The sequence below is a fragment of the Thiomonas sp. genome (genome assembly GCF_054608695.1).
This window is the reverse complement of the sequence record NZ_JBTRXV010000097.1, coordinates 1-13220: the sequence shown is the minus strand read 5'-3', so window position 1 is coordinate 13220 and position 13220 is coordinate 1. Positions and strand designations below refer to the sequence as shown.

The following is a 13220-nucleotide window of genomic DNA, read 5'->3' as shown; positions in this document are numbered from 1 at the left end:
CAGGGATCGAGCTTTGGATTGGCATCGGTGATCTCGTCGTAGCCCAGGCTGAAATTGCGTGCGATGTCGGGGAGGGTGTCGCCCGCCTTCACCTCCATGATCGCCATTTGGCCGACGACGCTCTCGCTCCCATGCAGGGCAAAGTGGTCGCGGGCGAGACTTTCCGGAGGGACACCCGCCTGGGGCGGGGGAGCACTCGGCGTAGTGCGCAGCATGGCGCAGGCGCCAAGCGATGCACCGGCCAGGACGATGGCGGCAATGCGTAACAGGCGGGCGAACGCCGTTCTGCGGATGAGGGTGAGCAGCATCGGGCTAATCCTGGTGCCCGTTGGGCACAGGTATGGGTAGTGTTCCAAGTGTAACGGGCAGCGGGCGGAAGACTCAAGATGGCTCCTGAATACCCCGGTGGATGCGAGCAGCCGGGATCTGGAGTGGTGACTAGGGAACTCGTCTTCATGGATATGGATCAATATTCAGCCAACACAACGCTGGACGGCGGTGCCCTCCCGGATGGGTGGGATAAGCGGTAAGATATTGATGATTGCTTCATGAGAAACTTACAAATAATATTTTTTCTTACACTTCCGCGAGGAATTTTCACTAATGAACATTGCAAGACTGAGTAGCAAAGGGCAATTGGTGCTCCCGCAGGGCATCCGCAAGAGCTTGGACTTGCGAACTGGGGATGAGCTGGCGATCATCCTTGAAGATGGTGGTGTTCGTCTCTTGCCCCTCCCCAAGAGAAAGCTGTCCGAAGTGCTGGATAGGCTACCTGGTCATCGGCCACGCCTGGCGGAAGGCCAAGACCTTCTGCAAGCTGAAGCCGAGATCGCCCGGGAGATGTGGAAAAAGCATGCTGGTTGATGCCAACGTCCTGCTACGCCTGATCACCAAGTACCCCAAGGATTTATATGAAGGGGCCCGGTCTTATCTGCAGCGCTGCGAGGCGGAAGGCCGCAAGCTCTCCGTTCATCCGATGCATGTGGCCGAGGTCGCCTTTGTCCTGGAAGGTAAAATTTATGGGCTCACCCCGAAAGAGGCGGCACAGGAGATATTGCACCTGTTATCCCTGGAAGTGCTGGATGTATTGGATGGAGCCGCCCTGCTGGAAACGCTACGGCGCTACCCGGACAGCAACCTGGATTTCCCGGAAGTCTTTCTGGCGGAGCTTGCCCGCACCCTGGACACAGGGATTGTGAGCTTTGATCGTAACATCCGGCGGATGGGTATCCCCATGGTCGTTCCTGCCGTGGAATGACCAGCACCATTGACCCGTCCCGCCGTAGCACGGACAATGCCAGCCCATGCAGACCAGCGCCATCACCCCGTCCAGCGCCAGCGCCACCGCCACCGGCTTTGCCCGTTACTGGCAATACCGTGACTTGGTGCGCAACTTGGTCGCCAAAGACCTCAAGGTGCGCTATCAGGGCGCGGCGCTGGGCTTTCTCTGGTCCCTGGGCAACCCCCTCGCGCTCATCCTGCTCTATGACTTCGTCTTTACCCATGTCTTCCGCAGCGACCTGCCCAACTACATCCTGTACCTAGTCATCGGCGTCCTGCATTACAACCTCTTTTCCCAAGCCATTTCCCAGAGCTGCGAAAGCCTCACCGGCGCCGCTGGCCTGCTGCAAAAGATCTACTTCCCGCGCATCCTCATACCCACCGCCAATCTCATCTTCACCCTCGCCCTCTGGGTGGTCGCCATCCTCATCCTCATCGTGCTCTATCCCTTCCTGGGCGGCGTCTATCACTGGGGCCTGCTGCTCTATCCCCTGGCCCTGGCGCTCTATATCGCCTTCATCTGGGGGCTGGTGCTCACCCTCTCGGTGCTCAACGTCGAGTTCCGCGACCTCAAGCACCTCGTCGAGATCGCCGTCATGTTCCTCTTCTGGCTCACCCCCATCGGCTACGATCTCAACACCCTGGGCACCAATTCGCGCATGATCGTCGAGATCAATCCCCTCACCGAATTCATGCAGATCTTCCATAGCCTGCTCTACCAGGGTACCCTGCCCAGTCTCGGCAGCGTAGCCATAGCCAGCGCCTGGACCGCCGCCGCCCTGCTCCTCGGCACCTTCCTTTTCCGCCGCAAGGCCCGCAGTCTGGTGGAAGATCTGTAATCGTTGCTACACCGCGAGCACCACATCGCTGTATTGGGCGAGCAGTTTGTCGGCGGTCAGCAGTCTGAGAGGCCCGGTAACGGCTTGCGCCACCAGAATGCGGTCAAAAGGGCCCTGGTGATGGGCTTGGACCAAGAAGGGGGAGACCGGCGGCGGCAGCAGCGTCCGCGTTGCCGACTTCCGTTTTTTCGAGCTATTGCATGGCGGTGCTGGTAGGCGTATAAACACATAAACACCAATATGTGGAGAAAGCTATGGATACGATTCGCTGGAATGTCGCCGTTTCTGCCAGTACCGATCAATCCCTTCGCATGTTTCTGACCAGTCGGGGCGGCGGAAGGAAAGGCGACTTGTCGCGCTTCATTGAAGAGGCGGTACGGGCGCACATCCTGGAACTGACGGCCGAGCAGGCCAAGGCCGCCAATGCCAGCGTGAGCGAAACGGATTTGACCTCTATGGTTGATGAAGCCATCCAGTGGGCGCGCAAGCGCTGATGCGGGTCGTTCTCGACACCAACGTCCTCTTCAGCGCGCTGATCTCGCCCCATGGAGCCCCCGATGCCATCTATCGGCCTGGCGTTCGGCGCGCTTCGAACTGGTGACATCGCAGATGCAGCTCGATGAGATTCGCCGGGCCAGCCGCTATCCCAAGTTTCAGACCGTTCTGCAACCAGCCCAAGTAGGTACCATGGTCAATAACCTGCAGCGCGCCGTAATACTGGAACATCTGACTAACGAGGTGGAAGCCGATGATCCTGACGACGCGTTTTTGCTGGCTATGGCCCTGGCCGGCGATGCGGACTACCTCGTTACCGGTGATCGCCGCGCAGGGTTGCTGCAACGGGGGCACATCCAGCGCACTCGGATTGTCACGCCTGCCGTGTTTTGCGCCGAAATGCTGAGATGAGTGCTCGCAGTCTCTCCGATGCGGGCTGTTCCGGCCACGGTGTACTGTACTCATCCCCAATGCTAAAATGAATTTTATAAGCTAGGGGGAGATACGGCATGGCCCTTGCCCAAGGAGACCTCGAGGAAATCGGGCGTTACGTCCGTGAGCACATCCCGGAATGGATGGGCGAGGAAGGCCGCGTGTCCTTGATCCGCGAGTTCGATCTGCGCGAGCGCATCGTTCGCGTGGAGGAAGAACTCAAACATCAGCGTGAACCCATGGAGCAGGGCTTTGCGCTGATGGAAAAACGCTTCGAGCAGGTAGAAAAGCATTTCGAACCGATGGATAAGCGCTTCGAGCAAACAGACAAACATTTCGAAAGCATGGATCGTCGCTTTGAAACCCTCAACCAGCGCATGGACCACTTCATGGTCTGGAGCTTTGGCCTGACCATCAGCGCCACGGGCATCCTCCTTGCTGCGATAAAATATCTCCACTGATGCCCCCCGCCGTCCTCGTCGAGCATGTCCGCAAGGAATTCATCCTCCGCCACAATCGCGCCATGGGCCTCAAGACCCGCTTCCTCGCCCTCTTTCATAAGAGCAAGCGCGAGCGCCGCGAGCACTTCCTGGCCCTGGATGACGTCAATCTGCGGGTGGAGCGGGGAGAGGCCCTGGGCCTGCTGGGACACAACGGTTCCGGCAAGAGCACCCTGCTGCAGATCATTGCCGGCATCCTGGAGCCCACCCGGGGCCGGGTCACCACCCACGGCCGCATCGCCCCCCTCATCCAGCTCGGCGTCGGCTTCCATCCCGAGCTCAGCGGCTACGAAAATATCTTCCTCAATGCCAGCCTCTACGGCTTTCGCAACCGCGACACCCAAAAGCGCGTCAAGGACATCATCGAGTTCTCCGAACTCCAGCACTTCATCGACACCCCCCTCAAAAACTACTCCTCCGGCATGCAGATGCGTCTGGGCTTCTCCGTGGCCGTCCACCTGCAGCCCGACATCCTCTTGGCCGACGAGATCCTCGCCGTGGGCGACCAGCCCTTCCAGGAAAAATGCCACGAAAGGATCGCCGAACTCCGCGCCCAGGGCATGACCCTCATCCTCGTCTCCCACAGCCCCGAGCAGGTCGACAAGTTTTGCGATCAGTTCGTTCGCCTGGATCATGGGCGGGTGGTGGAGGAGCGGAGGATCGCGCGGTCCCGGCGTCAGCCAATCGCTATGGAAAAGGCGCGGGGCTGACGATCTGGTGAAAACCCCGATCTGTCCTAATACCCTCAATGAACCACCCATGGAGGAGTTCCCATGCCCAAGAAACCGTTGCACACCATCATCCTCATGAGCGCCCTTACTTTGCCCGGCATCGCCTTGGCCAACGGTATGGCGCCTCAAGACCCCATCCTCAGTGCCAACAACGAGATCGGCCTCGCCGCCACTGGCGCCCTCATGAATTACCAGGAGCGCCTGCCCTCGCCCTCCGACATCGAGTCCGGCTGGATGCCTGGCTTTGGGGCCAAATACACCCTCATGGGGGACTATTTTTCCTCCCTGCCCAATCTCTATTTCGCGGTCAATTACCAGTTCAACTCCGGCGACATTGCCTATCACGGAGCCCTCCAAAACGGCACGCTCCTGGAAGGCACCGACAGCGCCACCACCAACTGGGTGCTGGCTCGGCTGGGCATGGGCTTGCCCATTGCGCAGAGCTGGATGTTTACCCCCTATATTGCTGGTGGTTACCAGAATTGGAACCGCAATCTTCAGGGGCCCCATGGCTACACGGAAAAATACAGCGCCGGTCTTGTTGGCGTCGGCCTCATGCTCCAGTACGCCCCCACAGCGCAGCTCGTCCTCAGCGCCAACGCCCAAGGACTCGCCGTCATCGGCGGCGGCATGACCCCCTCCGGCACTCCTCTCCAGGACCGGCTGGGAACGGCGAGCTTCGGCACCAGCGGCCAGGAGCGCATCAGCCTTGATGCCGACTATCGTCTGAACAGCAGTTGGCACGTCTACGGCGGGCTCAACTTCACCCACTTCAACTACACCGGCGGCGCCCTCAACAGTCCCCTGGCGCAATTCCTGGACTATACTGAGCCGCCATCTTCCACCAACCTCTTTGGTATGCAACTGGGCGTTGCCTACGGTTTCTGATATCCTTTGTGGGTCAGGGCATTTCCTGACCCTCCTTTTCTTCATGTTTGGATTAAATACATTATGCCCAAGGAGAAAATGCCGGCAGGACAGCAGATCGTTTCTTATTCTGGTAGTTTTCTTGAAAACAGCCTCAAGAATATGTTGCTTCTCGTTCCCCATGGCGGCGCCATTTTAGATATAGGTTGCGTTTTTAGAGGGTTCGCTCATTTGGCTATCCAGAAAGATTGCCAAATATTTGGCGTTTGTATCGGAAATGATATCGAGGAGTCAGGTGAGTCATTCTATACTAATGTAGTAGAAGTTGGCGAGTTGCCCGAGATTTTTTATAAAATCCCAGATGACCTTTTTTTTGACGCCGTGGTATGTGCCAAGCAGGTGTATGATGTTTGGCGATATGGAGTGCCGTTAAGTTCGTTGCAACAGCGCCTAACATCCCGCGGAAATATTTTCTTATATATGAATGAAGCAGTCCGTGTCGGCGTGCTTATCGATCTGCTACCTGGAAATATTTATGTTTGTAACGAAGCAGATGGTAAGCCTGCATTGCAGTTGGCAAGACAAATCGGACAAACGCAAACGGAACAATTGGTGCAAGCCCTTCATAAAGCCGAAGAGCAATGTCGCTCCCTGAGTGCGGAGCTGGAGAGCATGCGTCTTTCGCGTTCGTGGCGGATGACCCTGCCCATGCGAAGGATGGTGGCTCGCCTGCGCGCGGGTGTCCGGAGTGTCCGGCTCCTGTTCGCCTCCGGGCCACAAGGCCAGGAGCAACGCCATGGCCTTGCTCGCACGGTCTACCATCGTTTTCCGCTGCCGGAACGGATCAAGCGCGGTTTGCGTAATCCAGCCAAGCGCCTGCTCACCGGTCGGGTGCGGAGCGATTACGCGGAATGGATCCGCTGTTACGACACGCTGACGGATGCTGACCGTACCGCCATCCGTGCCCACATCACCGGTTTTGCGAATCCTCCTCTGTTTTCTGTGATTATGCCGGTATACAACGCGCCGGAAAAATTTCTGCGCGCGGCCATCGACTCGGTGCGCCGTCAGATCTATCCCCATTGGGAACTCTGTATCGCCGATGATGCCTCGTCACAGCCCCACGTGCGGCGGGTATTGGAGGAGTACGTCAACAAGGATCCGCGCATCAAGGTGGTTTTCCGGGAGCGCAACGGCCACATTTCGGCGGCTTCCAACAGTGCTCTGGATCTTGCCGTCGGCGACTATATTACATTGTTGGATCAAGATGATGAATTGACCGAGCATGCTCTTTACTGGATGGCGGCGGAGATTGCCGCGCATCCTGATGCCGAGTTGCTTTATAGCGACGAAGATAAGGTAGATATTAAAGGACGCCGCTTTGACCCGTACTTCAAATCGGACTGGAACCCAGATCTCCTGCTGGGACAGAATTATATCAGCCACCTTGGGGTCTATCGGCGCAGCCGTGTCCTTGACGTGGGCGGTTTTCGGGCAGGGTTCGAGGGCAGCCAGGATTGGGACCTGGCCTTACGTGTTACAGACGGCGTTGCGCCGGAGTCCATCCGGCATATCCCTGCTGTACTTTATCACTGGCGCACCCTGCCGGGTTCCACCGCGAGCAGCCTGGAATCCAAGCCGTACACTGCGCAAGCGGGGCGCAAGGCCGTCACAGAACATCTCCTGCGCCGGGGGGCTGCGGCCACGCTAAAGGATGTTTGCAACGGGGCTTTTTCTCTCCCCTCGTTTGCTGTGCAGGGCAACCCGCTAGTGAGCATCGTCATCCCCACGCGCAACGGCGTGGACATCCTGCGTCAATGCCTGGACAGCCTCGGGCGAACGGATTACCCCAACATCGAAGTCATTATCATTGATAACCAGAGCGACGATCCGGAAGCCCTCGCCTATTTGGCAGAAATCGGCAATCGTCGGGGTCATCTGGTGCTTTCCTACCCGCATCCTTTCGATTACGCGACCATGCATAACTGGGCCGTACCCCAGGCGCAGGGCGAGTATATCTGTCTGCTCAACAACGATATCGAGGTAATCGCACCCGCGTGGCTTTCAGAAATGCTGGGTTTGGCGCAGCAGCCAGGCGTGGGTGCGGTGGGGGCCAAGCTCCTTTATCCTGACGGGACCGTTCAACACGCAGGGGTGGTTCTGGGGCTGGGTGGCATAGCCTCGCACCTGCATCGCGGTATGTCCGAGGCCGCTTGCGGCTACTTTGGTCGTGCCGCCTTGCTGCAAACAGTCAGCGCGGTCACCGCCGCCTGCATGCTCCTGCGCAAGGAGGACTGGCTTGCCGTCGGCGGCATGGAGCGTCGCCTGCCGGTGGCCTTCAACGACGTGGATTTGTGCCTGCGATTGCGCGAGCAAGGGTTGCGCAATGTCTGGACCCCATCAGCGCTCCTCTACCATTATGAATCCAAGACCCGCGGGGCGGACACCCGAGAGGAGCAATTGCGCCGTTTCGCCCAGGAGCATGCCTACATGCAATGGCGTTGGGGGGCGCTGCTCTCTCATGATCCCGCCTACAACCCCAACCTTACCCTGTCGGCCGAGGATTTTTCACTGGCCTACCCGCCACGGCGCCGCTTGCCTTGGCGCGGGGAGTCCATGTTGGTGGCCGTGCCTTTCGGTCTCGGCTTCCTTTCGCCAAAGTTGCGGGTGCTAAAGCCCCATGAAGAGTTGACGGGCTCCTTTCCGATTCCCCTGGGCCTGCATGGGCGCCTGACCGCCATTGCGATGCTGCTCAGTAATTATAAAGGCCGTTCCGATGGTACCCTCGTGCTCCGTCTGGAGGATGGTGACGGCGCCGTGGCCCAAGGCTATGGGCAACTGGTGGGAAGCGCGGACAATGCGCTGCTGCCCCTGCCGCTTTCCGAGGGATTGATCCGTCTCCGGGGCCAGGATCGCTTGCATTTTCGCTTTCGCCTTGAAAACGCCAGCCACCCGGTGGCGCTGCATCTGTATCCCTTAGGCGAAGCATGGGGTCATGGGATTGACGATGATCCGGACAAGGCCCTGCGCATCGTCCTGCATGTAATGGAGGATGATGGGTAGGCCCGCGACGCCGTGGATGCCTCTACTGCCACCGTGGCGCGGAACAAGTCCTGCTGCCCGCGCCCGCCGCCTCCTTACTCAATCCACAGCGGCGACGCTGGCTCCTCACGGACAAAGCGTTCCCATGCCCGGCGATAGGCGGTCTCCAGGTGGTGAACCTGCTTCGGGGTATCGAAGAGCAGCGCCGTTGTCCTGGCCCCGGCGAGCCGGGCCCGCAAGCCGCGCAGCCGTTCACGGTCCTGGGCGAGGGCCACTGCCGTTTCTTCGTAATGCGCCAGATCCGGCATCACCAGTTCCTCCAGCCCCACATTGCGCAGCAGGCTGCCCGCCACCCGCGAAATATAGGTTTGTCCCTCTACGGTGAGCAGCGGCACCCCCGCCCACAGGGCATCCGTAGCCGTAGCGCCGGCGTTGTAACCCGGAGTGTCCAGGAAGAGGTCCATGAGCCGCTGGCGGGCGATGTTCTGGGGCTGATCCAGATAACCCGCAAACAGCAGACGATTGGGATCGACGCCCCGTTGCTCCGCCTCTTGCCGCAGGTTTTTGACGGCCGTGTCGGAAGTGGCGAGCAGCACCAGCCGGGACTCCGGCACCCGTTGCAAAATCCGCATCCAGACACTGAAGACCTCAGGCGCGATCTTGTAATTGTTGTTGAAGCAATAATAAAGAAAGGCATCCTCCGCGATCCCGATGTCTGCCCGCCGCGGCGTCGGCGCATCGGCCAGGTAGCGGTGACCGTTCACCTGATACACCGGCAGGTAGATGGGTGCCTCCGTGACCAGATCTGGCCGTTCCGGGGGGGTGATGTAGGGGTCCGTAAGGAGATAATCCACAAAATCCGCCCCCGTCGAGCCGGGAAAGCCCAGATAATGCATCTGCACTGGCGCCGGCCGCCGGGCGAGGACGGCCATGCGTGTATCCGCCGTATGGCCCATGAGATCCACCAGGATCTGGATACCATCGGCGGCAATCTGGGCGGCGAGGCCGGAGCTGGTCATCCCGCGCGCCTCCCGGAAGTGTTCGGCATCCAGGAGGATTTTCTGGCGAATGGCGCTGCCGTCATCCACCCCGGTACTATAGAAGAAGATCTCCATCTGCTCGCGGTGGTGTACCTGAAAGATCTCGGCGAGGAGATGTCCCATGGGGTGATTACGGGCATCGGCGCTAAGATAGGCGATACGCAGCCGCCCTGGCCGCCGCGCCGCCTCGCCCCACAACGGCCCGCCCGTCCCTTGCGCCAAGGCCTGCGATTCACTGCGCGCCACCTGATGCTGTTCTTCGGGGGTAAAGGGCAGGTACAGGGCCGTGAAGGCGCGAATGCCGGCCCCCTGCCCGGCAGCGAGGCGCGCGCGCGCCCCCGCCACGATGCGTTGCTCCAGGGTCGCCAGACCCTCCCAGGCGCAAAGCTGGCGGCGCACCTCGATATAGCCGTCCAAGGCCGAAGGCAGATCCGGCTGATGCGCCAAGGCCCTTTCATAGTAGCCCATGGCCGCCTCCCGCTGGCCCGCGCTGTTGGCCAGCACGGCCAGGTTCGCCAACGCCTCCGGATTTTCCGGCGCCATCTGCAGCAGGCGCTCGAAGGCTTGGCGGGCTTCCTCGCGGTGCCCCAGCACCATGTAGGCCACACCGGCTTGGTTCAGGATGGCGATGTTGCCTGGCTCCAGCAGGGAAGCGAGTTGAAACCAAGGCAACGCCCCCGGCTGGTCCCCCTGCACCCACAAGGCCCGGCCCAGACCGAATGCGGCCATGGCATGAGTGGGCTTGAGCTCCAGGGCGCGCCGGTAGCGGGGCTCTGCCTGCCCCGGATGATTCTGGGCCAGCAGGGCCTCGCCCACATTGAAATGCGCCTCCGGGTTCTGCGGCGCCAGGCGCAGGGCGTCCTCCAGGGCCGCAAGGCCCTCCTCCATACGTCCCTGCAGCAGCAGGATGCGCCCCAGGCTGTTGTGATAGGCCGTATTATGGGGTTGACCCTCCAGGGCGCGGCGCACCAGGGCCTCCGCCTCGCCCTGGTTGCCTTTCTGGCTGACCACCACGCCCAGCAGATGCAGGGCATCCGGCTGTTCCGGCTGCGAGGCCAGCGCCTGGCGATAAAACGGTTCCGCCTCGAGCACCCGACCCTGCTGATGCAGGGCCAAGCCCTGCTGTACCAGTTGGGCGGCGTTGGGGATGGGTAGTGCTTGCGCTACTGGTTCCATGATGCCTCCTTTTTGGATCTATCTTAGCATCCTTGGCGGGATCGTCGCAGCCTTTGTTGGCGGGGGCCGCCTTATTAGTCGCCCCTGAAAAATTCATTTCACGCCAGAGCGAGCCCTTGGCGCCGGTTTTTGCTCCCACCACTACGGCCTGACGGAGGCATGGCGTTTGCGGTCGTCGGGAACCAGCCAATGATCCAAACCTGCCAGAACAGGCACAAAAAAACGCCTCTCAGGAAGGGGATGCCCTTCCGGGCAATCATCCGCAGTAGCCATTGGAGGTTGTAGCCAGCCGCACAGAGCACCGCGTGCAGGCAGTCTCCTATCGCACCCTTGAGATAGCAGCGGTCCATCCGGTGATCACTTTTCAGGTGTCCGATGATCGGTTCAATGGCCTGGCGTCGCCTGAGCAGTTTCTTCTCCTGCGGGCTGATTCGTCTGGCCTTGCCCCGGTGGATGATACGCACCTCGGGATTGTCCCCATCCACACCCTGGTAGCCCAGGTCAACGAAGACCTGGTCCGGTTTGACCCCGTTATCCTGCAGCAGGATGGTGGTCTGGTCCAGTTGCTCGTTCAGGGTGTGACCGTCGTACGGGTTGCCGTGAAACGCCCGGGCACCGACGATCAGGTTCCCCCGGTGCGTACTGGCAATACTCACCTTGACGCCAAATTCGTAGGGCTGCCGCGCTTTGCCTTTGTTGATGCAATCGACCTCGGGGGCGTGCCAGGCGTAGAGCTTGGGCTGGCCTTTTGCCACCTTGCGCTGACCGCTTTGGGCATGGATGCGCGCGGTCTTGTCCAGGACCTCTGCCAGGGCCTGGCGCACGGCTACCCCCATGGCAACGGCCTTGCGATCCAGTTCGCGCTGCAGGCGGCCGAGCACGGTGCGCTGGCGCTTGATGGTCCGCCGCATGCGCTTGAACTGGCGGGCGTGGGCGTAGCGGCCGGCCTGGTAGGCCAGTTGCCGGCCCTCTTTGGCAAAGGTCTGCTTGAGCGCGATCCCAGCACCCTTGGCGGCTTGTACGAGCTTGCTGCGCGCGGTCTCCAAAAGTCGGCTATCCGTGGGATGCGCTATCGCCTTGTGCTGGACCGTGCTGTCTACGATCACGCGGGTGAGCTCCTGGGTAGGGATCAGCCGCAGCTCCACAGCCACGTTGATGGTCTGTGCCAGCAGCTCTTCCACTCCCTCTTCACCCAACAGCTTGCGGAACTTGACCAGGGTGGTGGCGTCGCAGGGGATGCGATCCTCGAAGTACGCGCTACCAGAGAAATACTGCCAGCGAGGCGTGTCACGCCAGCGTTCCACCACGCCCTCATCGGACTCATTGAAGGCGTGTTTGAGGTAGAGCAGGCTGATCATGACGCGCAGGGGAATGCGCGGGCGCCCAGCCGCGCTGGCTTTGGGAGTGCGCTGCACCTGCTCACCGAACAGGTCCAAGTCCGGCATGGCCACCCCAGCCCGACCTTTGCAGAACAGGATGTGAGCGACAGCGGCCTCGATCTCCTGCCACGGCATCCGGGAGGCCAGCACCGCCAGAGGGTGGCGCAAGTCGATCATGTGGTCGATACGCAAGCGGAAGAAATCGTCGGTGGCAGGGCAGGAAAACATCGCGGCAAAACTCCCAGAACTCAGCAGAAAAGGGCGATCAAACTGGGGGAAATTATACCAGAGAAACGACTATTTCAAAAATAATATCAAACTGTTAGGAGATTTTCAGAGGCGACTTATTATGCATAAGTTCATAAACCTTTGGCACTCCTACGAGGTAGGAGGGATGCCATGCAAGTGCAGCACATGGGATACCGGATCCGGGGGTTTTACCGGGTAGCGGCCTTGGGGCATCTTTGGGAGATGACACCCAAAGATGCTCAAGAACGACTCAATATCCTGCGGTTCTGGGACAAACACGGCCTGGCGGCCACGCTCGATGCCTTTGCGGTATCGCGCCGCACCCTCTACCGCTGGAAAGCCGAACTCAAAGCCCAGGGCGACAACCCCGCCGCGCTGGCGACCAAGAGTTCTGCCCCCCATCGGCGACGCCGTCCCCAGACCGACCCGCGTCTGGTGGCCGAGATCCGCCGCCTACGCACCCTCTACCCCAACCTGGGCAAGCAGAAGCTGCATGTACTGCTTGCCCCATGGTGCGAGCGGTACGGCCTCGCCAGGCCCTCGATCTCCACCATCGGTCGCATCATCACGCGCAGCCCCGACAAGATGCGCCACAGCCCTGCCCGCATCGGCGCCCGGGGCCGCCTCCAGCCCATCGGGCGCCGCCGCAAGCCCCGAAAACCAAAAGGCGTTGTAGCCGCTGCTCTGCAGTGCCTGGCGGTGGATACCATCGAACGCGTCCGAGACGGCATGCGCCGGTATATCGTTAGCTTCATCGATCCGACTAGCCGTATGGCCTTCGCCTGGGCGGTGCCCACCAAGCACACCCGCCACACCCGCGCAGCGCTGGACCTGACCTTGAGCCTCTTACCCAAGGCACCTGAAATCGTGCTCTCCGACAACGGTAGCGAGTTCGAAGCGAGCTTTGCCCAGGCCCTGGCCGAGCAGGGTATCCGGCGCTGGTACACCTACCCCAAGAGCCCCAAGATGAACGCCCACGCCGAGCGCTTCAACCGCACCTTGCAGGAGTCCTTTGTCGATTACTACGAGGGCTTACTGTTCTCCGATCTCGCCCTCTTCAATCGGAAACTCGCCGACTGGCTCGTGTTCTACAACACCAAGCGCCCGCACCATGCACTCGGCCAGCAATCTCCGCTATCCTTCCTACTCCAACACCAACCCGAGTGCCAAAGGTGGTGGACTCATACAT

13 protein-coding genes and 1 pseudogene are annotated in these 13220 nt (G+C 60.4%); 10 read left to right on the top strand and 4 right to left on the bottom strand.

Annotation, left to right across the window (positions count from 1 at the left end):
• Positions 1–308 (bottom strand): LysM peptidoglycan-binding domain-containing protein (locus tag ACYCUK_RS20420; protein ID WP_461596482.1); only part of this gene is annotated, 308 nt, incomplete at its 3' end.
• A 295-nt stretch (positions 309–603) separates the two neighbouring features.
• Between ACYCUK_RS20420 and ACYCUK_RS20415 the strand changes: the two genes are divergently transcribed.
• Genes ACYCUK_RS20415 through ACYCUK_RS20405 form a run of 3 tightly spaced genes read left to right on the top strand, consistent with a single transcriptional unit; the run spans position 604 to position 2120 of the window.
• Positions 604–864: an AbrB/MazE/SpoVT family DNA-binding domain-containing protein gene (locus ACYCUK_RS20415; protein ID WP_461596481.1), complete on the top strand. Its 261-nt coding sequence runs from the start codon at positions 604–606 to the stop codon at positions 862–864.
• Positions 854–1258 carry a PIN domain-containing protein gene (locus ACYCUK_RS20410; protein ID WP_461596480.1) on the top strand — a complete coding sequence of 135 codons (405 nt, stop codon included), beginning with the start codon at positions 854–856 and terminating at the stop codon, positions 1256–1258. Before ACYCUK_RS20415 ends, ACYCUK_RS20410 begins: the two co-directional genes overlap by 11 nt.
• Before the next feature lie 46 nt (positions 1259–1304).
• Entirely contained in the window at positions 1305–2120 is an 816-nt protein-coding gene (locus ACYCUK_RS20405; protein ID WP_461596479.1) for an ABC transporter permease, read from the top strand.
• A gap of 6 nt (positions 2121–2126) precedes the next feature.
• On the opposite strand, the gene ACYCUK_RS20400 is transcribed toward ACYCUK_RS20405, so the two are convergent.
• A complete protein-coding gene (locus tag ACYCUK_RS20400; RefSeq protein WP_461596478.1) occupies positions 2127–2255 on the bottom strand; it encodes a twitching motility protein PilT in 129 nt (42 codons plus the stop codon).
• A 119-nt stretch (positions 2256–2374) separates the two neighbouring features.
• Here ACYCUK_RS20400 and ACYCUK_RS20395 point away from each other — a divergent pair, with 119 nt between their 5' ends.
• The 6 genes and pseudogenes from ACYCUK_RS20395 to ACYCUK_RS20370 all read left to right on the top strand — a co-directional run bounded on the left by ACYCUK_RS20395 (position 2375) and on the right by ACYCUK_RS20370 (position 8208).
• The gene (locus tag ACYCUK_RS20395) at positions 2375–2614 is read left to right on the top strand and encodes a ribbon-helix-helix domain-containing protein (protein ID WP_461596477.1); all 240 of its coding nucleotides are present in this window, start codon (positions 2375–2377) and stop codon (positions 2612–2614) included.
• A pseudogene (locus tag ACYCUK_RS20390) lies at positions 2614–3026 on the top strand (putative toxin-antitoxin system toxin component, PIN family). The gene ACYCUK_RS20395 and the pseudogene ACYCUK_RS20390 overlap by 1 nt, the downstream one beginning before the upstream one ends.
• 98 nt (positions 3027–3124) lie before the next feature.
• Positions 3125–3508, top strand: a complete 384-nt coding sequence (locus ACYCUK_RS20385) for a hypothetical protein (protein WP_461596476.1) — start codon at positions 3125–3127, stop codon at positions 3506–3508.
• Positions 3508–4257: an ABC transporter ATP-binding protein gene (locus ACYCUK_RS20380; RefSeq protein WP_461596475.1), complete on the top strand. Its 750-nt coding sequence runs from the start codon at positions 3508–3510 to the stop codon at positions 4255–4257. Before ACYCUK_RS20385 ends, ACYCUK_RS20380 begins: the two co-directional genes overlap by 1 nt.
• Before the next feature lie 63 nt (positions 4258–4320).
• A complete protein-coding gene (locus ACYCUK_RS20375; RefSeq protein ID WP_461596474.1) occupies positions 4321–5166 on the top strand; it encodes a hypothetical protein in 846 nt (281 codons plus the stop codon).
• A gap of 63 nt (positions 5167–5229) precedes the next feature.
• Positions 5230–8208 (top strand): glycosyltransferase family 2 protein, encoded by a 2979-nt coding sequence (locus ACYCUK_RS20370; RefSeq protein WP_461596473.1) that lies wholly within the window; start codon positions 5230–5232, stop codon positions 8206–8208.
• Between the two features lie 74 nt (positions 8209–8282).
• On the opposite strand, the gene ACYCUK_RS20365 is transcribed toward ACYCUK_RS20370, so the two are convergent.
• Both ACYCUK_RS20365 and ACYCUK_RS20360 read right to left on the bottom strand, forming a co-directional pair.
• A complete protein-coding gene (locus ACYCUK_RS20365; RefSeq protein ID WP_461596472.1) occupies positions 8283–10343 on the bottom strand; it encodes an O-linked N-acetylglucosamine transferase, SPINDLY family protein in 2061 nt (686 codons plus the stop codon).
• Positions 10344–10501: 158 nt separating this feature from the next.
• On the bottom strand, positions 10502–12010 hold the full coding sequence (locus ACYCUK_RS20360; RefSeq protein WP_461596471.1) for an IS5 family transposase: 1509 nt from the start codon (positions 12008–12010) through the stop codon (positions 10502–10504).
• 171 nt (positions 12011–12181) lie between these two features.
• On the opposite strand from ACYCUK_RS20360, the gene ACYCUK_RS20355 reads away from it, so the two are divergent.
• Positions 12182–13220, top strand: a 1039-nt coding sequence (locus ACYCUK_RS20355; RefSeq protein ID WP_461596470.1) for an integrase core domain-containing protein, incomplete at its 3' end; no start/stop codon positions are given.